Consider the following 25688-nt stretch of genomic DNA (forward strand, 5'->3'; position numbering starts at 1 on the left):
GCGCTCGGCGTGTGTGTCAGGCGGGGGAGGAGTACGCGCCCGGCGCCCTCGTCGGCCGAGGGGGGCGCGCCCGGCGCCCACGACGGACGGGGACATGCGCGCCCGGCGCCCTTGTCGGCCGGGGGATGTGCGCGCCGCCCGGTGCCCGCGTCGGATGGAATGCGTGCGCGCCCAGCGCGCCGCGTCAGGTCAGACGCGGTGCGACGGCGGCGGCATCCACGGCTTCGGCGCTCCGCTCCACCTCACCGGCCAGCTCCTGCGCCCACCGCACGAGCCCCGCCGTGTCGAGCCCGGCCGGCGCGACGCCCCGCCCCTTGCCCTGCCACTCCACGAGTCCGTCCGCTCCGCGCCGCAGCAGCCGGGCGCCCCCGGTTGCGTTGCCGCGCGCCGCGTGCGTCAGCCCGACGGCGGTCTGCGCGAGGGCCCGCCACAGCCCGCGCTCACTCTCGGGCCCCGACTTCCACGCGTCCTCGAACACCTCGTGCGCATGGAAGGGCCGCCCGGCATCGAGCAGCGCCTGCGCCTCCGCGACGCTCTGCGCGGCCGTCCGTACGACGCCCTCAGGCTGCCGCTCGACGCCGGCCGCACCATGGGGGAGCGGCCGCCCGAGCCCATCACGGGGCCGAGCATTACGAGCCCGCCCCTCCTCGTCCCGATCCCGGTCACCCTCGCGTGAAGTGCTCATACGCCGATTCTCGCTCAGTCGCCCACGGCCCGCGGATCCGGTTTCAAACCACCCCTGAGCTTGGGGTATTGTTCTTCTTGTCGCCGCCGGAAGGGCCCGGAGAACACCGGACCGGATGGCAGTGGACATCGGGACGTGGCGCAGCTTGGTAGCGCACTTGACTGGGGGTCAAGGGGTCGCAGGTTCAAATCCTGTCGTCCCGACAGTTCGAACGATCGAACGTCGCAGGTGAAGGGCCGTTTTCGAACGGCCCTTTTTCTGTTTCCTCACCTGTTCCGCTTGCTTGGAGTGCACGCCAAGGTCATAGCGTCGAGGGCATGCCGGTGTCACTGGGTTCTCGGATCGACGGGAGCCAGGTGCCCGGTGTCCAGGAAGCATCTCTCGTGCAAGGTGGCAAGTGATGGACAACCAGTTCACAACACATGCAGGACTTTTCGATCTGCGGGGGAAGCGCGCGCTCGTCACCGGTGGCACCAGAGGCATCGGGATGATGATCGCGCGTGGTCTTCTCCAGGCGGGCGCCCGCGTCGTCATCAGCTCACGCGACGCGGAAGCGTGCGCTCGGGCGCAGGAGCAGCTGTCCGCATTCGGTGACGTGCGGGCCGTCCCCGCCGACCTGTCCCGCCACGACGAGTGCCGGCGACTGTCCGACCTCGTCACCGCCGGCTCGGAGCGTCTCGACATCCTCGTCAACAACGCGGGCGCCATGTGGGACGAGCCGCTGGAGACGTTCCCGGACGAGGCCTGGGACACGGTCGTCGATCTCAACCTGAAGTCGCCGTTCTGGCTGGTCCAGGAGCTGCTGCCCGCACTTCGCAAGGCGGGCACCGCCGACGATCCCGCGCGGATCATCAACATCGGCAGCATCGCCGCCATCCACATCCCCCAGCGGCCCAACTACTCGTACTCCAGCAGCAAGGCCGCGCTGCATCAACTCACGAGAGTGCTCGCCAAGGAACTGGGACCGCAGCACGTCACCGTGAACGCCGTGGCGCCGGGACCGTTCCCGTCGGCGATGATGGCTGCGACCCTCGATGAGCTCGGCGAGGCGATCGCGGCGGCGGCCCCACTACGCCGGATCGGCCGCGACGACGACATGGCGGGTGTCGCCGTGTTCCTCGCAAGCAGGGCCGGCGCATACCTGACGGGCGCCGTGATCCCCGTCGACGGGGGCATCGCCACAACCGCGTAGGCGCCTAAAGCGTGTTGCTCCACCCGGTCGTCCTGGAATACGAGTCGAGCAGGTCCACCACGAAGACGAGGGTCGAGCCCGCCGGGATCAGCGGCGAGGGCGACTGGTTGCCGTAGCCGAGACGCGGGGGAACGATGATCTCGCGCCGACCGCCCACCTTCATCCCCCTCAGCCCCCGGTCCCAGCCCTTGATGACCCTGCCGCCGCCCAGGGCGAACTTGAACGGCTCGCCGCGGTCCCAGGAGGCGTCGAACTCCTTCCCGGACGCGAAGGTCACCCCGACGTAGTGGACCTTGATCACCATGCCGGGTTTCACCTCGGCCCCGTCCCCGACGACCAGGTCCCGGACGGCCAGCTCGGTGGGAGCGGCACCCTCCGGAACGTCGACCTCGGGCTTCGTCAGTTCACTCATTGCCGCCTCGTCACTCTCCGTCGGGGCCTTGCAGGGGTCGGCCGGGCACATGGACACACCATGCCGCAGATGGCCACGTTACCGAGGATCAGGAGGGCACACCGTCATGCGGGCCGCACCGCACCGCGCCGTACGTGTCGCTCAGCCTGATGGCTGCTTCTCCAACTCGCTGAGCTCCGCGGTGAATTGAGCGCCGGCGAGCAGTGCCAGGTTGGACAGCCACAGCCAGATGAGGAAGACGACGGAGCCCGCCAGTGATCCGTAGAGCCTGCTGTAGGTGCTCAACTCCGAGGTGTAGAGGGCGAATCCGGCGGAGGCGCACAGCCACAGGAAGGCCGCCAGGGCGCCGCCGGGGATGCTGTGGGTACGCACGCGGGCCTGCGCGGGACCGGTGCGGAAGACGATGACGACGAGGAGAGCGACCACGCACAGCAGCAGGGGCCAGCGCAGCAGGCTCCAGGCCAGGGCGGCGGCGGTGCCGAGGCCGAGGTAGCGGCCTATCGTCCCGGCGAGCGGGCCGGTCATCAGGAGTACCAGGGCGCTGAGGACGAGGATGCCGAGCAGGGCGAGGGCCGTGATCACGATGCGGTGGGCCTTGTGCCAGGTCGAGCGGCGGTCCGTCACCCGGTGCATGCGGTGCACGGCGCGACGGAACACCGCGAGGTAACTGGAGGCCGACCACAGTGCGCTGACTGTGCCCGCGCCCAGCAGGGTCCAGGCGGCCGTGCCGTGGTGCAGTGCCCGGGACAGTACGTCGTGGAGCTGGGTGCCGGACTGGCCGGGAGCGTATTCGGTGACGTGGGCGATGAATTGCTCGGCCGTGTCCGGGCTGATGAGACTGAATGCCAGGGAGATGACCATGAGGGAGGGCAGGACGGTCAGGATCGCGTAGTACGTGAGTGCGGCCGCGGAGTCCGACATGTCGTCGCGCCACATCGACGCCGGGGTGCGGCGCAGCGCGGCTCGCCAGGTCTGCACGGTGGTGTCGCCTCTCGACGGGGCGGGGCGTGGGCCGCGTTCGTGCGATGTTCCGTCGAGGGCGTGCGGGTCAGCTGACATGCGGCCTCTCCGTGAGGGCCTGTTCGTAGGCGGCCTGAAGCAGTTCGGACGCCCGGGGCTGGTCGGGGTTCGGGCGGGGGATGCCCAGATGCACCTCGCGGAGTTCGTCCATGAGGTCCTCCCAGAGCCGCGGGCCGCCGTCCTCCAACAGGCGGGCGCGGGCGGTGAGTTCGGGGGTGGTCGGGCGGTGTCGCATTCCCCAGGAGCCGAGCGCGGCCATGATGGGAACGGTCTGGATGCCCGCTTCCGTGAGGCTGTAGGTCGCTCGATGTCCTCGTCCGGCCTGCTCCTGCGTGAGGAGGCCGCCGGCGACGAGGGCCTTGAGGCGGCTGCTGAGGATGTTCGACGCGATCCCCTCGTCGGAGCCGCTGAGCAGCTCGCGGAAGTGTCGGCGCCCGCCGAACACCACGTCGCGCAGGACGATGAGGCTCCATTGGTCCCCAAGTGCCTCCACGGCCGCGTTGATCGCGCATCCGGACCGCGGTCTGTCTCGCATTTCCCACCTCCAGTGATTGCATTCTGCCATCACCACTTCTAGGCTCACTCACAGCCAGTGATTGCAAATCGCAATCACATCGCTTCGACGGCAGGAGTCGGTGCAATGTCCCGCGTAAGGGTTCATAACTTCGCCATCTCCATCGACGGATTCGCCACTGGCGAGGGGCAGAGTCTCGACGCCCCGTTCGGCCACGCCGGTGAGCGGCTCCATGAGTGGTTCTTCCCGACCAGGACCTTCCAGCACATGCTGGGCAAGCCGGGCGGGAGCACTGGCGTCGACGACGCGTTCGCCGCCGCCTGGGATGCCGGCATCGGGGCGGAGATCATGGGCCGCAACAAGTTCGGGCACCAGCGCGGGCCGTGGGAGAACGAGGACTGGAAGGGCTGGTGGGGGCCCAATCCGCCCTTCCACACCCCGGTGTTCGTCCTGACCCACCACCCCCGCCCCTCGGTGGAGATGGAGGGCGGCACCACGTTTCACTTCATCGACGCCACGCCGCAGGAGGCGCTCCGTCAGGCGCGCGAGGCCGCGGGCGACTTGGACGTGCGGATCGGTGGCGGGCCGACCACGGTCCGCGAGTTCCTCGCCGAAGACCTCGTCGATCATCTGCACGTCGCCGTCGTCCCGATCGTTCTGGGGCGTGGTGAGCGTCTGTGGGACGGACTCGAAGGGCTGGAGGAGCGCTTCCGGGTCGAGTCCGTGACAACGCCCGGGGGCGTTACGCATATGACGTTCACGCGGCGGTAGCGGCCACGTCGGGCCGGCGCTCGGACGGTCGCTCGCCCGGCGGGAGGTCCGCGTCGGGCCACTCCGCTTCGGGCCGCGGAGTCGGTCTGGCCGTTGATTTGTCGTTTCTCTGACACCGCTTGACGTGGCTCGCACCCTCGGTTGCCGTCAGTCGGCGACGCCCAGATCTCGCGGGGGTCGCGTCCGGTCGGGGTGGGGTGCTGTGCGCGAAATGTTCGGCGGCCGTCGGCAGGCGGCCCCTGCCCCACCGCCCGCGTCACCGTGCCTGCCCCTCGGTGTCCATGAGACGCACATCTGGACACTGCGCGTCCCCGACTCCGGGCAGGGGTGGCCGAGCCGCGTCCTCGCGGAGCTCGACCGACAGGAACTGCGCCGTGCCGCCGCGTTCGTACGGACCAGGGGCCGGCTGCGCTATGTCAGCGATCACCTCGCGCTGCGCCGCGTACTGGCGCTCTACGTGGGTCTGCCATCGGACGCCGTGCGATTCGGGCGGTCCGACTGCCCGTGGTGTTCCGGGGCGCAAGGGCGGTCGGAGGTGCGGGATGCCGTGGGCGCGCCCCATTTCTCGCTGTCGCACGGCGGAGCCTCGGTGATGGTGGCCGTGTCGAGGGTGGCGGTCGGCGGTGCGGCGCAGTGGCGTGGGGCGCTGAGGAGAAGACTCGCTAACGGTGGCGACACGGCCGGGACACCCGGGGGAAACGGGCTGTCTCTAATTTCTGTCGCTTGACAGGAATTACGTCTCGCGGCAACTCGCCCATGCGACAGGGGACCGCCATGACCGTGACCACCGATCCCGCCCGGCCCACACCCTCCGAAGCCGACGGCACGGGCGACGGCTCGCTCGCCGAGTTCGGCTACCACCAGGAGCTGCGGCGGCGGATGGGGCGCTACGCCTCGTTCGCCGCCGGGTTCTCCTTCATCTCCGTACTGACCACGGTTTTCCAGTTCTTCGCCATCGGTTACTCCTTCGGCGGTCCGCTGTTCTTCTGGACCTGGCCCGCCGTCCTCCTCGGTCAACTGCTGGTCGCCGCCTGCTTCGCCGAACTCGCCGCCCGGCTGCCCATCGCGGGAGCCGTCTACCAGTGGTCGAGCCGGCTGGGCAGCCCGGCCTTCGGCTGGTACGCGGGCTGGATCATGGTGATCGGCCGGATCGTGGTGGTGGCGGCCGCGGCGCTCGCCCTCCAGGTGGTGCTGCCCGCGGTCTGGTCGGGCTTCCAGCTCGTGGGCGGTGACCCGGCGCCGACCACGACCAGCGGCGCCGCCAACGCCGCCCTGCTGGGCGTGGCCCTGCTGGCCCTCACCACACTGCTCAACGTTCTGGACAACCGGCTGTTGTCGGCCGTCAACACGGTCGGTGTCACCGCGGAGATCGCGGGCGTCTCCCTCATCGTCGTACTCCTCGTCACGCACGCCGAACGCGATCCCGGCATCACCCTGCACACCGGCGGCCAGGGTGGTGTCATCGCGGCGCTGCTGGTGGGCTCGTTCACCGCCGCGTACGTCCTCATCGGCTTCGAGAGCGCGAGCGAGATGAGCGAGGAGACCGTCAACCCCCGGCGCACCGCCCCGCGTACGACGCTGACCGCGCTCACCACTTCCGGAGTCTGTGGCGGGCTGTTGCTGCTCGGAGGGCTGCTCGCCGCGCCCAGCCTCAGCGACGGGCGCCTCGCGAGCGAGGGGCTGAGCTACGTGCTGACCAGCACCCTCGGCGACGGCCTCGGCAAGGTCCTGCTCGCCGACGTGGCCCTGGCCATCTGCGCGGCGACCCTGGCGATCCAGACGTCGGCGACCCGCATGCTCTACTCCATGGCGCGCGACGGCGTCCTGCCGTGGTCGCCGCGGCTCGCGCGGGTGCCGCGACGGACCGGGATGCCCGGCACGGCCGCGGCGGTGGTCGGTGTCTGTGCGGCGCTGCTGCTCCTGCTCAACCTCGCCTCCCCGCAGGCCTTTCTGGCCATCGGCACCACTTGCATCGCGATGGTGTACCTGGCGTACGCGATGGTGACCGGGCCGATGCTGCTACGGCGACTGCGGGGCCAGTGGCCGCCTGTCGACGGCGAGCGCGACGAACTGGGCGGGCGGCTGTTCTCCCTCGGCCGCTGGGGTCTGCCCGTCAACGTACTCGCGGTCGGTTACGGGGTGTTGATGACGGTCAACCTGTCCTGGCCGCGCGCCGGGGTGTACGACCCGGAGGGCGGGCACTGGTACTTCCAGTGGTTCACGGTCCTGTTCCTCGGCGTCACCGTCGTGACGGGCGCGCTCTACCGCCGGTACCGCCGCGGGACGTCCGCCGCCTGAGCCGTTCACGCCTTGGCCGCGAGGAGGCTCCGCCCCTCGCGGCCAAGGCGTGCCAGGGAGCGCTGGGGCACACCGGCCACCCGTAGCGCCGCGTCGGCGGTCGCCGCCGCCAGGGCCCCGGTGTCACGGCCGGGGGCGGAGCGCCGGATCAGGATCACGCTCTCGGTGAGGCCGAAGAGCAGGTCCGTACGCACCGTCAGGTCCGCGGCGTCGAGTGCCGTGCCCGGCTCGGTGGCGGCCAGCAACTGCCCGTAGACCTCCTTGAGTTCGGTCCGGACCCGATGGAAGGCGGCGAAGCGCTCCGTCTGCACCTCGGGCAGCAGGTAGAGCGCCCCCAGGTTGTGCGGGCCGCCGCACAGCAGCTCCACGTCGGACAGGCACAGGGCCCACAACCGCGCCTCCGCGGACGCCCGGGTGCGGGACATCAGCTCGCGCGCCACCTCCAGGGAAGGGCGGACGGTCCCCTCGAGCAGCGCCGCGAGGATCGCCTCCTTGCCGTCGAAGTAGTGGTACAGGGATGCCTGTCGCAGGCCGGCCTGCTCCGCGACCGCCCGGGTGGAGGTCGCGGTGTAGCCGCGGACGGTGAACAACTCCGCGGCCGCGGCCAGGACTTCGTCACGTGGTTCCAGGCCGCCTGCGTGACGCTCCTGGGCGCGCGGGCGGCCGACTCTTCTGCTGGTGCGGGCGGTCACCCGCCGATCCTCGCACAGCCCCTGGCGTGCCCTTTGAGGGGAACTCCGGGTGAGCTTCCGGTAACTGGGCGGAAATGGGCGGGCAATGGCCTCGACTCGACCGCCGCCTAATTTCTGTCACTCGACAGAAACTATGCCGACGAGCTGGAAGGTGAGCCATGACGACAGGTCCAGTGACGGCGCCGGCCACAGCCACAGCCACAGCGACAGCGACGGCGCACGGCGCACGCGACCACGCCCGCGCCCAGGCGGGCACCGAGGTCGACACCATGCCCGTCCTGCCCGCGAGCAGTTGGCCGACGCCACCCGAGGGTGTCGCCGCCGAGGAGATCGTGTGGGCCGAGACCGTGGCAGGCGGCAACTACACCCACAAAGTCCTCGCCCGTGGAACCGAGTTGAGGCTGACCGACCTCACCGGTGACGCGTGCGCGCACGTGCTGCTGTTCAACGCCGACCGCCCCTGGGAGCGGCTGAACACGGCCGACACCGTCAAGGTGCTCTGGAACGCCTATCTCGGCGCGGGGCACCTGCTCCTGTCCGACCAGGGCCGCGTGCTCGCCTCCCTCGTCGCCGACACCTCCGGTCGGCACGACGCCCTCACCGGCACCTCGGCCCTCGCGCGCAACACCACGCGCTACGGCGACGGCACCGCGCAGTCCGCCACCCCGGCCGGTCGTGAACTGTTCAAGCTCGCCGCCCTCAAGAACGGCCTGGGCCCCCGGGACATCCCGCCATCCGTCTCCTTGTTCCAGGGGGTGCGGATCGCCGAGGACGGCAGCACCGGGTTCACCGGCTCGGCCGGACCCGGCGCCTCCGTCACGCTGCGCGCCGAGCAGCCGCTGACCGTGCTGATCGCCAACGTCCCGCACCCGCTGGACCCGCGCCCCGCCTACACCTGTACGCCGCTTCAGGTCCTCGCGCACCGGGCACGCCCGACCGCCCCCGGCGACGCGCTGTGGGAGGCCACCCCCGAGGGCCGCCGCGCCTTCCTCAACACCGTCGAGCACCTGACAGCAAGGGGGATCGCATGACCACCACCCTCGGCCCGTCCACCGCCGGCCGCGTCGTCCGCGACGAGACCGTCCCCGCCCGCGCCGCCTTCTCCGCCCACCTGCGCGCCGGCCAGTCGCTGACCATCACCGACCTGCACGGCAACCAGGCCGCGGACTTCCTCGTCTACGACGCCCATGACACCGGTGTGCGCTACAGCGCGCCCGACACCATCCAGGCCCAGGGCAACATCTTCCTGACCACCGGGTCCGTCCTGCTCTCCGGGGAACACACCCCGCTGATGACCGTGGTCGAGGACACCTGCGGGCGGCACGACACCGTCGGCGGCGCCTGCTCGAAGGAGTCCAACACCCTGCGCTACGGACACCACACCTTCTCGCAGCACGCCTGCGTGGAGAACTTCCTCGCCGAGGGCAGCCGGCACGGCCTCGGCAAACGCGACCTCGTCTCCAACATCAACTGGTACATGAACGTGCCGGTCGAGCAGGACGGCACCCTCGGCATCGTCGACGGCATCTCCGCCCCGGGCCTGCGGGTCGTCCTGCGCGCCGAGACCGATGTCCTGGTGCTGCTGTCCAACTGCCCGCAGATCAACAACCCCTGCAACGGCTTCGACCCGACCGCCCTGCAAGTGACCGTCACCGATCCGGACGGGGGCCAGGCCGCATGACGTTCGACACTCTGCTCATCGCCAACCGCGGCGAGATCGCGGCCCGCATCATCCGCACCGCCCGCCGCCTCGGCCTGCGCACCGTCGCCGTGTACTCCGACGCCGACCGCGGCGCCGCGCACGTGCGCCTCGCCGATACGGCCGTCCGGCTCGGCCCCGCGCCCGCCAAGGAGTCGTACCTCGACGCCGACCTCATCCTGAAGGCCGCCGCGGACACCGGAGCCGGCGCGATCCACCCCGGCTACGGATTCCTGTCCGAGGACGCCGACTTCGCACGCCGCTGCGACGCGGCCGGGATCGTCTTCGTAGGACCCACCCCCGAGCACCTTGAGCTGTTCGGCGCCAAGCACACCGCCCGCGCCGCCGCCGAGGCAGCAGGGGTGCCGCTCGCCCCCGGCACCGGACTGCTGCCCGACGCGGACGCGGCACTCGCGGCGGCCGAGGAAATCGGCTACCCGGTCATGCTCAAGGCGACCGGCGGCGGGGGCGGCATCGGCATGCAGGCCTGCCACGGCCCCGACGAACTCGCGGACGCCTGGGAACGGGTGCAGCGCGTGGCCGCCGCCTCCTTCTCCTCGACCGGCGTCTTCCTGGAGCGCCTGGTGGAGCGGGCCCGCCACGTCGAGGTGCAGGTCTTCGGCGACGGCGAGGGCAAGGTCGTCACCTTCGGAGACCGCGACTGCTCATTGCAGCGACGCAACCAGAAGGTCCTGGAAGAGGCCCCCGCCCCCGGCCTCCCGGATCACGTACGGCGCCAACTTGCGGAATCAGCACGCCAGTTGTGCGCCACGGTGGGCTACCGCTCCGCCGGCACGGTCGAGTTCGTGTACGACGCCGTGCGCGAAGAGGCGTACTTCCTGGAGGTCAACACCCGCCTCCAGGTCGAGCACCCGGTCACCGAGGAGATCTACGGCGTCGACCTCGTCGAGTGGATGCTGCGCCTGGCCCAGGGCGAGACCTCCGTCGTCCGCGAGCCCACGGCCCCCGAAGGCCACGCCGTCGAGGCGCGTCTGTACGCCGAGGACCCCTCGCGCGAGCACCGCCCGAGCGCAGGACTGCTGACCCGCGTCGCCTTCCCCGAGGGTGTCCGCGTGGACACCTGGGTGGAGACCGGCACCGAGGTCACCACCTCCTACGACCCCATGCTCGCGAAGGTCGTCGCGTACGGGGCCGACCGCGCCGAGGCCCTCGACCGGTTGGACGCGGCCCTGTGTGCGACGCGTATCGACGGCATCGAGACCAACCTCGGACTGGTACGCGCCGCCCTCCGTGAAACCGACGTGCGCGCCGCCGCACACACCACCGCCTCGCTCGCCGGGATCGCCGACCCGACGCCGCGCGTCGAGGTCGTCCTGCCCGGCACCCTGACCACCGTGCAGGACTGGCCGGGGCGCACGGGACACTGGCAGGTGGGCGTCCCGCCGTCCGGGCCGATGGACGACCTGAGCTTCCGACTCGGCAACACCGCGCTCGGCAACGACGAGGGCGCACCGGGCCTGGAGTGCACCCTTGAAGGGCCCCGGCTGAGGTTCACCCACCCCACCACGGTGTGTGTCACCGGCGCCCCCGCGCGCGTGACGCTCGACGGCGCCACCGTGCCGCAGTGGGAACCGGTCACCGTCGGCGCCGGCCAGACCCTCGGCGTCGCGGCCCCCGACGCCCACGGACTGCGCACCTACGTACTGTTCGCGGGCGGCCTGGACGTACCCCGGTTCCTGGGCAGCGCCGCCACCTTCACCCTCGGCCGCTTCGGCGGACACGGCGGCCGTGCGCTGCGCGCGGGCGACGTCCTGCACGGCGGCGAGGAGCGCCACGACACCGCCGTCGTCCCGCTCGGCCGACGCCCCGACTTCGTGAGCGCCTGGCGGATCGGCGCCCTCGAAGGCCCGCACGCCGCCCCCGAGTTCTTCACCGAGGACGACATCCGCGACTTCTACGCCGCGGACTGGAAGGTGCACTTCAACTCGGCGCGCACCGGCGTCCGCCTGGTCGGCCCCAAGCCGCGCTGGGCGCGCACGGACGGCGGCGAGGCGGGCCTGCACCCCTCCAATATCCACGACACCCCCTACTCGGTCGGCGCCGTCGACTACACCGGTGACATGCCCGTGCTGCTCGGCCCGGACGGGCCGTCCCTCGGCGGCTTCGTGTGCCCGGCGACCGTGCCCACCGGCCAGCGCTGGAAGCTCGGCCAGCTCCGGCCCGGCGACACGGCCCGCTTCGTCCCGGTCACCGGGGAGGGGGCCGCCGCACTGAGGGCGGAACCGGCCAGGGCACCCCGCGCCGACCGCGAGGCGATCGTCGACGGCGGCGTGCTCGCCCGCCTGGAGGAGACCGCGGGCCGGCCCACGGTCACGTACCGGCGCAGCGGTGACGACAACCTGCTCGTGGAGTACGGGCCGATGCAGCTCGACCTCGGCCTGCGGATGCGCGTCCACGCCCTGGCGCAGGCGCTCGCCGCGCAGGACCTGGACGGCATCACCGACCTGACCCCGGGCATCCGCTCGCTACAGATCCAGACGGACCCCGACGCCCTGCCGCAGGACAAGCTCCTGGAGACCGTGCTGCGCCTGGAAGCCGAACTCCCCGCCACCGACGAGCTGGTGGTGCCCAGCCGGACCGTGCACCTGCCGCTGTCCTGGGACGACCCGGCGACCCGCGAAGCCATCGAGCGCTATATGGCGGGCGTGCGCGACGACGCCCCGTGGTGCCCGTGGAACATCGAGTTCATCCGCCGCGTCAACGGCCTGGACACCGTCGACGACGTGTACCGCACCGTCTTCGACGCCGAGTACCTGGTGCTCGGCCTCGGAGACGTATACCTGGGCGCACCGGTCGCCACCCCGCTGGACCCCCGGCACCGGCTGGTCACCACCAAGTACAACCCGGCCCGCACCTGGACCGCGGAGAACTCGGTCGGCATCGGCGGCGCGTATCTGTGCATCTATGGCATGGAGGGCCCCGGCGGCTACCAGTTCGTCGGGCGGACGACCCAGGTGTGGTCGCCGTGGCAGCAGCGCGGCGCGTTCGAGCCGGGCAGGCCCTGGCTGCTGCGCTTCTTCGACCGGATCAAGTGGTACCCGGTCGCGGCGGACGAACTCCTGGAGCTGCGCGCTGACATCGTCGCCGGCCGGTTCGTACCGAAGACGGAGGAAGGCACCTTCTCGCTCGCCGAGTACCGTGGCTTCATCGATGACAACGCCGAGTCGATCGCCGCGTTCCGGGACCGGCAGAGCACGGCGTTCGGCGCGGAGCGGGACGCCTGGGAGGCGGCGGGGGAGTTCGCCCGCGCCGAGGCGGCCGCCGAAATCGCGCCGCCGGTCACCGACATCGAGGTCCCCGCGGGCGGGAGCCTGATCGAGGCCGAGTTCACCGCCTGCGTCTGGCAGGTCAACGTAGCGGCCGGAGACCGGGTGACCGCCGGACAGCAACTCCTCGCACTGGAGGCGATGAAGATGGAGTCACCGGTCCTCGCCCCCGCCGAAGGCGTCGTCGCGGAGGTCCTGGCGGCGCCTGGCAGCCAGGTCGAGGCGGGCACGGCGCTCGTCGTCCTCGCCCCCGCCGAGGCCGCGGAGGTGGCCGCGTGACGCACCGTACGACGAGCGCGGTGGAGCGGGTGCGGGCCGCGTACGGGCGCATCGCACAAGTGGACCGCCCCGAGGTGTGGATCGGCCTGCGCCCCCAGGCCGAGACCGAGGCCGATGCCGCCGCGGTCGACGCGAGGGTGGCAGCGGGCGAACAACTGCCGTTGTCTGGACGGGTGTTCGCGGTCAAGGGCAATATCGACGTGGCCGGGCTGCCGACGACCGCCGGCTGCCCCGCCTACGCGTACCGGCCCGAGGTCGACGCCCCGGTGGTGGCCCGTCTGAAGGCGGCCGGCGCGGTGGTCCTCGGCGCCACGAACCTCGACCAGTTCGCCACCGGCCTCGTCGGCACCCGCAGCCCCTACGGCGCGGTCCGCGGCGCCGTCGACCCGGCGTACATCTCCGGCGGCTCCTCGTCCGGCTCGGCGGTCGCGGTCGCCCTCGGCATCGCCGACTTCGCGCTCGGCACGGACACCGCGGGCTCCGGCCGCGTCCCGGCCGCCTTCAACGGCATCGTCGGCCTCAAACCGACCGTCGGCCTCGTGCCCACCGAAGGCGTCGTCCCGGCCTGCGCATCGCTCGACTGCGTGACCGTCTTCGCCCGTACGCTGTCGGAGGCCGAGCAGGCGCTGGCGTACATGACGGCACCACCGGGGCGCGAACTCCCGGATCAGGCCCAGCGCCGCCCGGGCCCGTGGCGGGTCGCCGTCCCCGAGAGGGCACAGCTCGGCGAGCTGGACGGGGGCTGGGCCGAGGCGTTCGAGACGGCCGCGCGGCGGCTCGCCGAGGCGGGCGCCGAACTGCTGCCCGTCGACCTCGCCCCGTTCACCGAGGCGGCGGCGATGCTGTACGAGGGCGCGTTCGTCGCCGAGCGCTACACCGCCGTCGGGGCCTTCGTCGACGCGCACACCGGCTCGGCGGACCTCGACCCGACCGTCGCCGGGATCATCTCCCGGGCCCGGGATGTCCCTGCCCACCAGCTCTACGCCGACATGGAGCGGCTGGCAGTACTGCGCGCCCGTGCCCTTGACTCCCTCGGTGACGCCGACGCGCTGTTCCTGCCGACGGCGCCGGGGCACCCGACCCTCACCGAGGTCGCGGCCGACCCGCTGGGGGCCAACGCGAGGCTCGGCCGGTTCACCAACTCCACGAACCTGTTCGACCTGGCGGCGGTGGCCGTCCCCGCGGGCGAGGTGAACGGGAGGCCGTTCGGCGTCATGCTGATCGGCCCCGCGTTCACGGACGGGCGGCTCGCCCGCATCGCCCACCTGCTCACCTCGCCGCCGCAGCAACTGGCGGTGGTCGGCGCGCACTTGTCCGGGCAGCCGCTCAACGGGCAGCTGCTCGCCCTGGGCGGCCGGCTCCTCCGCACGACCACGACCGCCACCACGTACCGCCTGTACGCGCTGGACACGACGCCCCCGAAGCCGGGCCTGGTGCGCTCTCGCGAGGGCGGGGCCCCGATCGAGGCCGAGGTGTGGCAGCTGCCGGCCGAGGGACTCGGCATGCTCCTCGCACAGGTGCCCCGGCCCATGGCGCTCGGCAGCGTGGAACTCGCGGACGGAAGCTCGGTACCCGGATTCCTCTGCGCACCCGAAGCGCTGGAGGGCGCCCGGGAGATCACCCCGTTCGGAGGCTGGCGCGCCGCACTCCCTCTCATGGAGCGGAATGCAACGGCACCCCGATAGGTGCGGGCTCAGCCGTCCGAAAGCCCCCGCGCCAGCCGCGTCAACAGCCCCGCCACCAGCGCTGTCTGAGCGGGCACCGTGTCCGGGTAGATGAACTCGCCCTGCGCGTGCGCCCCGTCGCCCACCGCGCCCATCCCGCACAGCACCGGCAGGCCCAGCGCGGCGACGAAGTTGGCGTCGCTGGCGCCGCCGACCGCCGTGTCGGGGAGCTCCCGGTCCTGTTCGGCGGCGACCTCGCGGGCGAGGGTGAGGAGCGGGGTGGAAGCGGCGCCGAGGGTCATCGGCGGGCGGTTCCAGTCGCGGGCGATGGCGATGTCCACGCGCGGGTCGCTCACGGTGATGGCGCTGAACTCGGCGTCCACCCGGGCCTGTTCGGCCTCGCTGGTGACCCGGATGTCGATGTTGGCGGTGGCCTTGCCCGCGACGACGTTGGTGCCCGAACCGCCGTGGAAGAGGCCGGGGTTGATGGTCGTACCGGCCTCGGGGCGGGCGATCTTCGTCGCCGCGAGGACGAACTCGGCCAGCGCGGTGACGGCGCTCGCCCCGTCCTGCGGCGCGAGACCGGCATGCGATTCGATGCCGGTGGCCGTCACCTTGAAGATGGCGGAGCCCTTGCGGGACGTCTTGACCGCGCCGTGTGCGGAGGGTTCGAGGACCAGGGTGGCGTCGACGTTCCGTGCGGTCTCCTCGATCACCGGGCGCGAGGAGAGGGAGCCGATCTCCTCGTCGCCGTTGAAGAGGAAGGTCACGGTGGGCACGGGGGCGCCGCTCTCGCGGGCCAGCTTGAGGGCCCAAATGCCCTGCGCCAGACCGGTCTTCATGTCGAAGATGCCGGGGCCGCTGAGCCGCTCGCGGCCCTCGGGCCCCGTGTGCGGCTGCTCCCAGCCTTCCCAGGTCGCGAGTGTGCCCGTCGGCCAGACGGTGTCGTAGTGGCCGATGAGCGCGACGTGGCCGGGGGCGGTGCCCGTATAGGTCAGGGTGAGGATGTCGCCGCATGCGCCGCCGGGGTGGCGGTGCTCGTGGTCGGGCTCGCCGAGGCGTCGTACGGCCAGGTTGCGCAGCAGGTCGAGGCCCTCGGCGAGGGCGGGCAGGTCGTAGCTGCTGGTCTCCTGGCCCACGAGCGCGAGGATGTCCTCGACGATGAGGGGTGAGGCCTTTTCGGCGCGGCCGGTAAGAGCGTGGGCGGTGCTGGTGCCGGAGGTGGCGGTGTCGGATGTGGCGGTGTCTGTGGGGGATGTAGTCATGGTGAACTCTCGTTTCCGTGCGGGGTGTTGTGCGCGTTGTCGTACGGGCGGGTGCGGGTCAGCCGATGCCGAACGGGATGCCGAGCAGGTACCAGGCCACGAAGAACGCGACCCAGACAATCCAGATGACGGCGGCGATCGGGATGGTGAAGGAGGCGAGCGTGCCGATGCCCGCGGACTTCTTGTGCTGCTGGATGAAGCCGAGCGCCATCGCGAAGTACGGGCTCATCGGGGTGACGCAGTTGGTGACCGAGTCGGCGACGCGGTAGATGGCCTGGGTGACCTCGGGGCTGATGCCGATGAGCATCAGCATCGGGATGAGGATGGGCGCGGCGAGTGCCCACAGCGCCGAGCCGCTGGTGATGACGAGGTTCATGAAGGTGATCAGGACGGCGATGCCGACCAGCACGCTCCAGCCGCTCAGGTGCAGGTCCTTGAGGGTTCGGGCGCCCTCGACGGCGATGACGTTGCCGATGTTCGTCCACTGGAAGTACGCGAGGAACTGGGAGATCGCGAAGAACAGGACGAGGATCGGCGCGTACGTGCGCGTGCCCTCGACCAGCCCGTCGACGACATCGCGGGGGCGGGCGAAGGTCCCGGAGGCCTTCCCGTAGACCCAGCCGAGCAGGGCGAAGAAGGCGAACAGGACGATCGACATGCCCGTGACCACCGGGGACTCCACGAGGGAGCCGCCCTTGCCGCGCAGCGGCGAGTTCACGGGAATCATGCCCGCGGCCACCACCGCGATGAAGCCGAGTGCGGTCAGGCCGGTTGCCCGAAGTGCACGGCGCTGCTGGGGAGTTGTCCCGATCTCCTTGAGCTCCGTGGCGCTCGGCGCGGTGACCGGCTCGTCGGGCTCGAGGTCGGAGCGCTTGGCGATGACCTTGTCCACCACGAGCGCGATCACCAGGGCCACGAGGACGGACGAGCCGAGGGCGAAGAAGTAGTTGGCGATCGGGGTGACGTGGTAGTCCGCGTCGATGGTGTGCGCGGCGGCCGTGGAGATCGACGAGAGAAGTGTGTCGGTCGTCGTGATCACCGGCGAGGCGTCGTAACCGGCGGAGACGGAGACGTACGCGACGATGCAGCCGAGGACCGGACTGCGGCCCGCGGCACGGTAGATGAGCGCTCCGAGCGGGATCAGCGTGACGTACGCGGCGTCGCCCGCGACGTGGCCGACCATCGCCGTCATCGACAGCGCGAAGGTGAGATACCGGGCGGGCACCCGGGCGACCATGCGGCGCAGCGTCGCCGTGAACAGGCCGCTCGCCTGGGCGATCGAGATGCCGAAGCCGACGATGAGGATCGTGGAGAGCGGCGGGAACGACGCGAAGTTGTCGACGGCCCCCTCGATCATCTCCGTGACGCCCGCCTTGCTGAGCAGGCTGCGTACCGCGATGGTGTCGCCCGTGCCTGGGTGCGTGGTGCTGACGCCGACCGACGCGAGTACCGCGCTGAGGACGATGACGACGCCGGCCAGGATCCAGAACAGCCAGAAGGGGTTGGGGAGTTTGTTGCCGACCTTCTCGATCGCCGCGAAGGAGCGGAACGCGACGCGCAGCATGCGCGAGGGCGGCTCGGTCGGCCGGGTCTCGGTGGTGAGGGAACTCATGGGGCCTCTTCACGCGGTCAGGGGTGGGGACGGGGACACGAGGTGCCGGCAGTGGGGGAGCCGGTGGGAGGCGTTCCGTAAGGGGACGTTGTCGCACACCATGGCAGTCGAGTAAGAGATTCTCTAGAGGTCGCGCGTAACATCGGGATTAATCTGCACCCAGAGGGGGCCGCATGACCTACATGACCCACGTGACGACGCCGTCACTCGACGAGCTCGACCGACGCCTCATCGGTGCGCTTCACTTGGCGCCCAGGGCGACGTGGGACGACATCGGCGCCGTGCTGGCCGCCGACGCGGGCACCCTCAAGCGACGCTTCGACCGGCTGCACGAAGCCGGGATGGCGCGTGTCATCGGGCAAGCTGCCTGGGGCATGCACTCCTCGGCGATGCCGGTCCATGTGTTCCTCGATGTCACCGGCGCCACGCCACTCGCCGTCCTGGAGCGGCTCCGTGGCCTGCCCCACCTCCAGCACCTCGCGCAGATCTCCGGAGACCATCCGCTCTACGCCGTGGTGCACGCCCCGTCCGAAGCCGCCACCGGCGAGGCGGTCGACCGGCTGTTCTCCGTCCCCGGCGTCCGCCGCGTCAACGCCCTGCCCGCGCTGCGCACACTGCGCCGGGGCATCAACTGGGCTCCAGGCTTCCTCACCGACGCCGAGCGGGCCGGGCTACGGGAGTTGACCGGCGTCCATCCCGAGGGCACCGCGACCGCGGCTCCGCCCGGCAAGCCGCTCAGTGAGTCCGAACGCACCGTGGTCGCCCATCTGATGCGGGACGGCCGGGCCTCAGCCGCGGCCATCGCCCGGGCCGCGGGCCTCGCCACGTCCACGGCGCACCGTCTCGTCCGCCGGGTCCTGGACGAACGGTGGGTCCAGCCGCGGCTCGAAACGGTGTCGCAGTGGCTGGGGTTCGACACCCCGTTCCTGTTGCGTCTGCGCGTCGCCCCCGGTTCGACGGCCGACGTGATGGGCCGCATCGACCGGCTGTCCCAGACCCGGCTCACCGCCCACGTCGCGGGCGACCTGTCCGTGCTGTGCACCGGGCTCGTGGCCGACCGGGCGGCGTTGGCGGCGTTCATCGACCACGAACTGGCGGAGGTGCCGGGCATCGTGAAGGCCGGCGTGGACGTCATGCTCACCGAGCCGCGCCGCTACTGGCTGGACCGGGACCGCGAGTCGGGGCTGGGGGAGTTCCATCCGCCGGGGTTGCTGTGAAGGTGAGGGCAGATCAGGCGGTTCCCGTCTGCCGCGCCCGCCGTCCCGCTTCCGGAACCGCTGCCGTCACCCGGACCGCGAGATCCAGCAGATGCCGGTCGCTGCCGCGCGGCCCGACGAGGCAGAGGCCCACCGGAGCGGTGCGGCTGCGGATGGGGATACTGACGGCGCAGCGGCCCGTCAGGCCTGCCAGACACGTGAGTTGGAACGTCTGGGCCCTGGTCTCCTCGATGGCGGGGCCGCCGATGGAGGCCTCTTCCCGGGTAGGGGCCACGGAGGACGCGGACGGCAGGAGCAGGATCCGGTCGCCGAGCAGGTCGTCGACGCGGGCCCGGGCCTCGCGCAGCACGCGTTCGGCGGCGGCCAGGTCGGCGGAGGTGTACGCGGACGCGGTCTCGAAGCGCGCCCGGACATCGGGGTTGAGCGAGTCCCAGTGGCGAGACACCCACGGGCCCCACTGACGCCAGGCCTCCACGCCCTGCTTGGTCTGGAAGGCGCGCACCCACCCGGGCAGCACACTCGCGTCGAACCGTACGTTGCGCAGCCGCGGCAGATCCGCGGCGCCGCGCCAGCCGGCCACCGCCCGGCGCACGGAGGCGGCGACCTCCGGCGAGGCCACGTCGACGATGTCCTGGGCGAGCACCACGCCCGAGGGCATGGGGGTCTGGGTGCGGGGGAGCAGGACCCGGCCCGCGGCGCGCAGGGTGTCCGCGTCGCGGGCGATCCAGCCGACCGTGTCGAAGGACGGTGCGAGCGGCAGCAGTCCCGCGGTGGACACCGCGCCGTGGCTCGGGCGGATGCCGTACAGGCCCTGGTAGGAGGAGGGGATCCGGATCGAGCCGCCGGTGTCGGTGCCGAGGCCGATGTCGGCCTGTCCGAGGGCGACGGCGCTGGCGGGCCCGGAGGTCGAACCGCCCGAAATGCGGTCGGGGGCCGCGGGGTTGGGCGGCGTACCGTAGTGGCCGTTGGTGCCGGCCAGGCTGTAAGCGAACTCGTCGGTGCGGGCGATGCCGGCGACGTCGGCGCCCGCCGCCAGCAGGGCGGCGACGGCCGCGGCGGTCGTGGTCTGCGGTCGGCTCTCGGCGAGCCACGCGGGATTGCCCGCGCCCACCCGGTGCCCTTCGACGGCGAACAGATCCTTGACGGCGACACTGAGCCCGGACAGTGGGCCGTGCCCCGTCGCGGCCACCAGCGGGGAACCGAACTCCCGCCATACGGTGGGGTCGAGGGCACCGGGCCGGGGAGCCGCGGAGGCGGTCCCTGCGCCGAGCGGCAGCACCGCACCGGCGCCGGCCGCGGTCGCGAGAGTGAGGAAGCCCCTTCGATTCACTGCCTGCATGCGTACGAAACTCCTCAACTGGTGGGTATTCGTGCGGTGTTGGAACGGGTCGGTGGAATGGGGGAGGGGCCTGCCGCCCGAAGTGAGGGGGCCTACCGCCCGAAGTCCTGCTTCCTGATGACCGCGTGCACCCCGGTGGTCCGGTCGACGACCTGGGACACCTCGAAGTCGGCCGCCGCCGACAGATACGCGTACGCCACCGAGCGGCTCATGCCGAGGTCGGACTGCAGGAAGTCGAGGGCGTTGACGACCGCGCGACGCATCGCGACGTCCAGATCGGAGAGTTGGCCCTTGGTCCCGGCCGCGCCGTCCGGATCGGAGAGACCGATCGGCAGCCACGCCTCGTCGGTCTCGCCGAACGGGTAGTGGTACGCGACCGAAGGGGCGTCGCCGGAACCGGGCTTGCAGACGGTGAGCCGGAAGGTCGTGCGCAGCGACCCCTCGAGCGCGGTCAGTGCCACCTCGCCGTTGCCCATCGCGAAGTGCGGGTCGCCGGTGTGGAAGAGGGCGCCCTCGGCGTGCACGGGGAGGTAGAAGGCGGAGCCGGATCCGAGGTGGCGGATGTCGATGTTGCCGCCGCCGAGGGTGGGCGGGATCGAGTTCAGGAGCGGGTCGGTGAGGGAGTCGGCGTCGGCGTGCGCGGTGCCCATCAGGCCCATGTGCGGATTGAGCGGGAAGGTGACCTCGCCGGGCCCGTCGAGGGGCAGCACACCGTGCCCGTCCCCGCTGCCGCCGCCGGTGCGGATCGGGGTGAACACCGAGACATTTCCGTACTGTTCGGGGTCCTTGGCGGAGGCTCGGCCGTCGGTGCCGACGGGCGGCATGACCTCGTCGAGTGTGATGCCGTCGGGGGCGCCACCGTCTCGGGTACGTGCCAGGGCGCCCTTGCCGTGCCGGCTCGACACGACGCCGTAGGGCACGCGCGGCAGGAGGGACAGTGTCTCGACCTTCAGTACGTCGCCGGGCTCGGCGCCCGACACCTGCACCGGGCCCAGGACGACGTGCGGGCCGTCGGTGTCGAAGGAGCGGGGTGTACGTGTGTAGTCGCGGGCGAGGTCGACCGCGTCCCGCAGCACCTGTTCCTTTCCGACGCCGTGCTCCCCGAACCAGGCGACCGGGTCCCGTCCCTGGTCCTCGAGCAGGCCTTCGTGCGAGAGGGCATCCACGGTCAGTGTCTCGCCGGACCGCATGCGCAGCGCGGGTTCGGCGTCGCGGGCGGGTACGTAGCCCCAGCGGACGGTGTCGGGCGTGGCCCGCAGATAGTGCTGACCGTGGATGGGCCCCTTGCCGGGTTGCAGGACGCGGCCGGGGCGGGAGACGGCGGAGGCGGTACGAGAGGGCGCCGCCGCGGCGGCATGCGTCCCCGCGGCCACCATCCCACCGGCCGCGCCGAGCCCCGCCGCGATACGCAGCAGTCCACGCCGGCCGAGCCGCGACGCCAACGCCTCGTACACCGCGGGGAGTTCGGTGGGCTCGGCGGCGGCCGCACTGGGAAGGTGGTTCGGCATACGCGGCTCGTGTGACATCAAGACCCCTCGTCGTATCGCGGTATACACATGGCACGTGGTGGTGACACGTGGCGTGCGCGGCTGATGTGCCTTTCCTATGCAGCGCCTGTTACCGGGAGGGGGTGCGTCCGGTTTCCCGGGGGTAACGCGCGGTCGGCCCTGCTCCAAGGCCCTCGCCTCATTGTTGACGGTGCTCACATCCCGCCCTATGGTCGACGTGCTCATGTAAGCGCCGTAAACATCGTAGCGAAGGGCCTCCCCATGCCATCGACGACGCAGGACACCGTGCAGGTCGACCTGGGCGGCCGTACGGTCACCGTCCCCGAGGGCGGCCTCTATGACCGCTACCGGATGGACACCGACCTCGACGAGGTCGCCCGCGATCCCCGCGTCAGCAGCGTGGACTTCTTCCGGCGGCTGCCCAAGACGAAGGTCGAATCGGCGATCGGGCCGACGCTCACCCCGAACTTCTACTACCGGATCTCGACGGCCCGCCTCACCATGCTCGCCCGCTCCCGCTCCATCCGTAGCCGCCTGCCCGGGGAACTGGCACCGCTGGAGGTCGCGCCCGGGGCGGGGCTGGTCTCGGTGATGTTCTTCCGCTACGACGTGTGCGACATCGACTCCTACACCGAAGCCGCCGTCGGGATCGCCGTGAAGCCGGCCCGGCACGGCGGGCTCGGCTTCTTCGACCTGGTCTCCGCCCTCAAGAACGACCACCTCGACTCCTACGTGCTGTCGCTGCCCGTCAACACCGAGATCGCCCAAGTGCGCGGCCACGACGGCTACGGCTTCCCCAAGTGGGTCACCGAACTCGACGTCGACATCGACACACGCCGCGCGACGGCCCGCGTGGCCAACGACCAGGGTGGAACCGACGTGTCGTTCTCCGCGGCCACACCGGCGCAGACCACCCACCCGAGCGGTGCACGTGTCTCGTCCCTCACCTCGTACACGTCGATCGACGGCGCATGGCACTCGACGCTGAACCAGACCAACCTGTTGTCGGCCGGCACCGTGCGATTCCCGCGCGGCGTCGACCTCCGGCTCGGGCGGGGCCGCATGTCCGACGACCTGCGTTCGCTGAACCCGATCAGGACCCTCCAACTCGACGTCGTGACCGAAGGCCAGGCCGCCCTGCACATGCCGGTCCCCACCTCGGTGCACACACCGACACCCACCTCGGTCCAGGGCCGCGACTAGGCACTGGACACCAGAGGAAAGGAGCCCCGCCATGGCCGCCACCCACGCCACCCCATCCACGGTCACCCCCACCCCCACCCCCGCTTCCGGCCTGCCCGCGTCACTGACCCCTGCCCGCCTCGAGCGACTGGCCGCGCTCGTCGCGGCCGCGCCCGGCGCCGCGCGGGTCACCACCACCGCCCCCTACACGGGCGCCCCGCTCGCCGACCTTCCGGTCTCGGCCCCGGCGGACGTCGAGGAGGCCTTCGGGCGCGCCCGCGTCGCCCAACAGGCCTGGGCCGCAACGTCGTTGAGTGCACGTAAGAAGATCCTGCTGCGCTTCCACGACCTCGTCCTCGCCCGCAAGGACGAAGCGCTCGACCTGATGCAGGCCGAGAACGGCAAGACCCGCCGCGACGCCGTCCTCGAGGTGATCGACATCGCGATCACCTCCCGCTACTACGCCCGCAACGCCGCCAGGTACCTGAAACCCAAGCGCCGCCGCGGTGCGATGCCGCTGCTCACGCACACCACGGAACGGCGTCACCCCAAGGGCGTCGTCACCGTCATCTCCCCGTGGAACTATCCCTTGAGCATGGCCGCCGGTGATGCCGTCGCCGCCCTCATGGCCGGCAACGCCGTCGTCCAGAAGCCGGACACCCAGACCGCGCTCACCGCACTGTGGTCGCTCGGCCTGATGCGTGAGGCGGGGCTGCCGGCCGACGTGTGGCAGATGGTGGTCGGCCGCGGCAGCTCCATCGGCGGTGCGCTGATGGACAACGCGGACTACGTGATGTTCACCGGCTCCACCGCCAGCGGTCGCGGGATCGCAAGTGCCGCCGGAGAGCGCCTCATTGGCGCCTCCCTCGAACTCGGCGGCAAGAACGCAATGATCGTCCTCGACGACGCCGACATCGACAAGGCCGCCGAGGGCGCCGTCAACGCCTGCTTCCCCTCGGCCGGACAGCTGTGCGTCTCCATCGAGCGCCTCTACGTGGCGGAGTCGATCCGCGACGCGTTCGTCGCCGCGTTCGTGGCCCGTACCGAGAGGCTCAGGATGGGGGCCGCGTACGACTACAGCGTCGATGTCGGCAGTCTCACCACCCCGTCCCAGCTGGCCACCGTGACCACACACGTCGACGACGCCGTGGCCAAGGGCGCGACCGTCCTCGCGGGCGGCAGGGCACGGCCCGACCTGGGGCCGCTGTTCTACGAGCCGACCATCCTCGCCGATGTCACCCCAGACATGACGCTTCATGACAGCGAGACCTTCGGTCCGGTCGTCTCCATCCACTCCTACCGGGACGTGGACGAGGCGATCGAGCTCGCCAACTCCTCGCCCTACGGCCTCAATGCGAGCGTCTGGGCCGGCAGCGGGGCCCGCGGCCGTGCGGTGGCCGCGCGCGTTCACGCCGGGACCGTCAACGTCAACGAGGCGTTCGCCGCCGCCTGGGGCAGCATCGACGCGCCGATGGGCGGCATGGGTGACTCCGGGCTCGGCCGCCGCCACGGAGCCGAGGGAATCCTCAAGTACACCGAAGCGCAGACCGTCGCCCACCAGCGCGTCCAGGGCTTCTACCCGCCGGCCCGCGTCTCACCCGAAACCTGGGCGGCCATGCTCGCCGCAGCGATGAAGGTCCTCAAGGCGGCGGGTGTTCGCTGACGGAGGGGAGCGGGCGACGCGGCCCCGATGTACCGCCTGTTCCGCCGCACACCACAGCCCGTCAGGGCTGATCGTCCATCAAGTCCAGGTCGTTCCAGGCGTGTTCGACGCGACCCACCGACCGTAGCCGGTCGGGGGAGGCCCCCAGTTCCGCGACGACGGCCTGCACGGCCGAGACCATGGCGGTCAGCGACGGAGTGGAGTGCAGCCCCTCGATCGGCGTCACGAGTACGTGGTCGGCGTCCTCCGCCAGGGGAGAGGAGTGCAGGTCGGTCAACACGCAGACGGTCGACCCCTGTTCACGGGCGAGCCGGGTCAGCCCGCGCAGGGCCCGGGTGAGGCGCCAGATGTTGATGGCGATGACACAGTCGCCCGCCCGGAGGTGGCTCAGTCGCACGGCCTGCACGGTGGGGGCGCCGAGGGCGAGTTGGATGTCGTAGCCCATGATGGCGCCGAGGTGCGCCAGGATGTGAGCGGGGCCCGCGGCGCTGCCCGAGCCGACGATCAGGGTGCGGCGCGCGGTGCGGATGGCCTCGGCGATCTCGCGGATCGCCTCGACGGATTCCGTGGTGTTGAGCGCCTGCAGGTTGGCGGCGTCCTGGTGCAGCGCCCGGGCGGCGGCATCCTGTGCGTGGCTCGGCGCTCCTTCGGTCCCGGTCAGCCTGTCGAGGTAGAGGCCGCGCAACCCCTCCCGCAGCGCCGGCCAGCCCTCGAAGCCGAGCTGCTGACAGGTGCGTACGACGGTGGAGGTGTTGGCCCCCGCGCGCTCGGCGACCTCACGGGCCGAGGCGTAGCTCGCGAAGTGCGGCTCGCGGACCAGGACCCGGACCACGCGTTCCGCCTGCGGGCCCAGGGCCGCGTACCCCTCCTGGTTGCGCAGCCAGGTCTCGATCACGGACACGGGCGACTCCTCGGCCACGGGACACGCCCGTTCACGGGCGGCCCGACACGGTATGGGCGACGTCGAACAACTGGCTGTGCACGGCGTTGGGCGAGCTGAAGAAGCGTGCCATGCCCTCCGCCAGCTCGGCCCGGCGGGGTGAGCGCTGCCACGCGGTGTACGCGGCCGTGTCGGGCCACACGGCGGTGACGACCAGCTCCTGTGCATCCTCGCTGGTCAGGATGCGGGACTCAAGAGCTCCCGAGGCTTCGAGGATCTGCCGACGGCGATAGAAGGCGAGGAGTTCGCCGGTCGTGCCGGGCGTGGGGCGCAGGGTGAGTACCGAAATCTTCATGCATCAACCATTGCATGGATTCGCTCCATGCATCTAACGTTGCGCCGCATCGAGTGCCGGACCCCGTTCGTGGAGGCGCAGTGAACCCTTCCCAACCGTCACAAGCACCACAGACACCACAGGCATCACGGGCATCACAGGCATCACAGGCATC

Annotated in this window: 21 protein-coding genes and 1 tRNA gene; 11 read left to right on the top strand and 11 right to left on the bottom strand. The window is 71.4% G+C overall.

Annotated features, from left to right (window positions below; translation table 11 throughout):
* Positions 1 to 184: 184 nt before the first annotated feature.
* Positions 185 to 685 carry a DUF309 domain-containing protein gene (locus ACOKM3_RS37310; protein ID WP_426905687.1) on the bottom strand — a complete coding sequence of 167 codons (501 nt, stop codon included), beginning with the start codon at positions 683 to 685 and terminating at the stop codon, positions 185 to 187.
* 129 nt (positions 686 to 814) lie between these two features.
* Between ACOKM3_RS37310 and ACOKM3_RS37315 the strand changes: the two genes are divergently transcribed.
* Together ACOKM3_RS37315 and ACOKM3_RS37320 are read left to right on the top strand one after the other, a co-directional pair.
* A tRNA-Pro gene (locus ACOKM3_RS37315) sits at positions 815 to 888 on the top strand.
* Between the two features lie 194 nt (positions 889 to 1082).
* Positions 1083 to 1877 (top strand): SDR family oxidoreductase, encoded by a 795-nt coding sequence (locus ACOKM3_RS37320; protein ID WP_426905688.1) that lies wholly within the window; start codon positions 1083 to 1085, stop codon positions 1875 to 1877.
* Positions 1878 to 1881: 4 nt separating this feature from the next.
* On the opposite strand, the gene ACOKM3_RS37325 is transcribed toward ACOKM3_RS37320, so the two are convergent.
* The 3 genes from ACOKM3_RS37325 to ACOKM3_RS37335 all read right to left on the bottom strand — a co-directional run bounded on the left by ACOKM3_RS37325 (position 1882) and on the right by ACOKM3_RS37335 (position 3844).
* Positions 1882 to 2289: an FKBP-type peptidyl-prolyl cis-trans isomerase gene (locus tag ACOKM3_RS37325; protein ID WP_426905689.1), complete on the bottom strand. Its 408-nt coding sequence runs from the start codon at positions 2287 to 2289 to the stop codon at positions 1882 to 1884.
* Between the two features lie 141 nt (positions 2290 to 2430).
* Positions 2431 to 3348 (bottom strand): YihY/virulence factor BrkB family protein, encoded by a 918-nt coding sequence (locus ACOKM3_RS37330; protein WP_426905690.1) that lies wholly within the window; start codon positions 3346 to 3348, stop codon positions 2431 to 2433.
* On the bottom strand, positions 3338 to 3844 hold the full coding sequence (locus ACOKM3_RS37335; RefSeq protein WP_426905691.1) for a winged helix-turn-helix transcriptional regulator: 507 nt from the start codon (positions 3842 to 3844) through the stop codon (positions 3338 to 3340). Before ACOKM3_RS37335 ends, ACOKM3_RS37330 begins: the two co-directional genes overlap by 11 nt.
* Before the next feature lie 105 nt (positions 3845 to 3949).
* On the opposite strand from ACOKM3_RS37335, the gene ACOKM3_RS37340 reads away from it, so the two are divergent.
* Positions 3950 to 4594 (top strand): dihydrofolate reductase family protein, encoded by a 645-nt coding sequence (locus ACOKM3_RS37340; RefSeq protein ID WP_426905692.1) that lies wholly within the window; start codon positions 3950 to 3952, stop codon positions 4592 to 4594.
* 774 nt (positions 4595 to 5368) lie between these two features.
* A complete protein-coding gene (locus ACOKM3_RS37345) occupies positions 5369 to 6892 on the top strand; it encodes an amino acid permease (protein WP_426905693.1) in 1524 nt (507 codons plus the stop codon).
* Positions 6893 to 6897: 5 nt separating this feature from the next.
* Here ACOKM3_RS37345 and ACOKM3_RS37350 read toward each other — a convergent pair whose 3' ends face one another.
* Entirely contained in the window at positions 6898 to 7584 is a 687-nt protein-coding gene (locus ACOKM3_RS37350; RefSeq protein ID WP_426905694.1) for a TetR/AcrR family transcriptional regulator, read from the bottom strand.
* A gap of 158 nt (positions 7585 to 7742) precedes the next feature.
* Here ACOKM3_RS37350 and ACOKM3_RS37355 point away from each other — a divergent pair, with 158 nt between their 5' ends.
* The 4 genes from ACOKM3_RS37355 to atzF are packed head-to-tail and all read left to right on the top strand — an operon-like array spanning position 7743 to position 14534.
* A complete protein-coding gene (locus ACOKM3_RS37355; protein WP_426905695.1) occupies positions 7743 to 8615 on the top strand; it encodes an urea amidolyase associated protein UAAP1 in 873 nt (290 codons plus the stop codon).
* A complete protein-coding gene (locus ACOKM3_RS37360) occupies positions 8612 to 9265 on the top strand; it encodes an urea amidolyase associated protein UAAP2 (RefSeq protein ID WP_426905696.1) in 654 nt (217 codons plus the stop codon). Before ACOKM3_RS37355 ends, ACOKM3_RS37360 begins: the two co-directional genes overlap by 4 nt.
* Positions 9262 to 12849, top strand: coding sequence for an urea carboxylase (gene uca / locus ACOKM3_RS37365; protein WP_426905697.1), 3588 nt, complete (start codon positions 9262 to 9264; stop codon positions 12847 to 12849). Before ACOKM3_RS37360 ends, uca begins: the two co-directional genes overlap by 4 nt.
* Positions 12846 to 14534, top strand: coding sequence for an allophanate hydrolase (atzF, locus tag ACOKM3_RS37370; protein ID WP_426905698.1), 1689 nt, complete (start codon positions 12846 to 12848; stop codon positions 14532 to 14534). Before uca ends, atzF begins: the two co-directional genes overlap by 4 nt.
* 8 nt (positions 14535 to 14542) lie before the next feature.
* Here the strand turns inward: atzF and ACOKM3_RS37375 are convergent, their stop codons facing one another.
* A complete protein-coding gene (locus ACOKM3_RS37375) occupies positions 14543 to 15778 on the bottom strand; it encodes a M20 family metallopeptidase (RefSeq protein ID WP_426905699.1) in 1236 nt (411 codons plus the stop codon).
* Between the two features lie 58 nt (positions 15779 to 15836).
* Positions 15837 to 17390, bottom strand: a complete 1554-nt coding sequence (locus tag ACOKM3_RS37380) for an AbgT family transporter (RefSeq protein ID WP_426905700.1) — start codon at positions 17388 to 17390, stop codon at positions 15837 to 15839.
* 191 nt (positions 17391 to 17581) lie between these two features.
* On the opposite strand from ACOKM3_RS37380, the gene ACOKM3_RS37385 reads away from it, so the two are divergent.
* A complete protein-coding gene (locus ACOKM3_RS37385) occupies positions 17582 to 18607 on the top strand; it encodes an AsnC family transcriptional regulator (RefSeq protein WP_426906995.1) in 1026 nt (341 codons plus the stop codon).
* A gap of 13 nt (positions 18608 to 18620) precedes the next feature.
* On the opposite strand, the gene ACOKM3_RS37390 is transcribed toward ACOKM3_RS37385, so the two are convergent.
* Both ACOKM3_RS37390 and ACOKM3_RS37395 read right to left on the bottom strand, forming a co-directional pair.
* Positions 18621 to 19946, bottom strand: coding sequence for an amidase (locus ACOKM3_RS37390; RefSeq protein WP_426905701.1), 1326 nt, complete (start codon positions 19944 to 19946; stop codon positions 18621 to 18623).
* Positions 19947 to 20038: 92 nt separating this feature from the next.
* Entirely contained in the window at positions 20039 to 21454 is a 1416-nt protein-coding gene (locus tag ACOKM3_RS37395; protein ID WP_426905702.1) for an acetamidase/formamidase family protein, read from the bottom strand.
* A 261-nt stretch (positions 21455 to 21715) separates the two neighbouring features.
* Between ACOKM3_RS37395 and ACOKM3_RS37400 the strand changes: the two genes are divergently transcribed.
* Both ACOKM3_RS37400 and ACOKM3_RS37405 read left to right on the top strand, forming a co-directional pair.
* A complete protein-coding gene (locus tag ACOKM3_RS37400; protein WP_426905703.1) occupies positions 21716 to 22657 on the top strand; it encodes an acetoacetate decarboxylase family protein in 942 nt (313 codons plus the stop codon).
* 31 nt (positions 22658 to 22688) lie between these two features.
* Positions 22689 to 24299, top strand: coding sequence for a succinic semialdehyde dehydrogenase (locus ACOKM3_RS37405; RefSeq protein WP_426905704.1), 1611 nt, complete (start codon positions 22689 to 22691; stop codon positions 24297 to 24299).
* 61 nt (positions 24300 to 24360) lie between these two features.
* Here ACOKM3_RS37405 and ACOKM3_RS37410 read toward each other — a convergent pair whose 3' ends face one another.
* Together ACOKM3_RS37410 and ACOKM3_RS37415 are read right to left on the bottom strand one after the other, a co-directional pair.
* Entirely contained in the window at positions 24361 to 25200 is an 840-nt protein-coding gene (locus tag ACOKM3_RS37410; RefSeq protein WP_426905705.1) for a MurR/RpiR family transcriptional regulator, read from the bottom strand.
* A gap of 31 nt (positions 25201 to 25231) precedes the next feature.
* The gene (locus ACOKM3_RS37415) at positions 25232 to 25534 is read right to left on the bottom strand and encodes an antibiotic biosynthesis monooxygenase family protein (protein ID WP_426905706.1); all 303 of its coding nucleotides are present in this window, start codon (positions 25532 to 25534) and stop codon (positions 25232 to 25234) included.
* Positions 25535 to 25688 lie beyond the last annotated feature (154 nt).

It is taken from the genome of Streptomyces nidicola (assembly GCF_050106155.1).
Classification (GTDB): Bacteria; Actinomycetota; Actinomycetes; order Streptomycetales; family Streptomycetaceae; genus Streptomyces.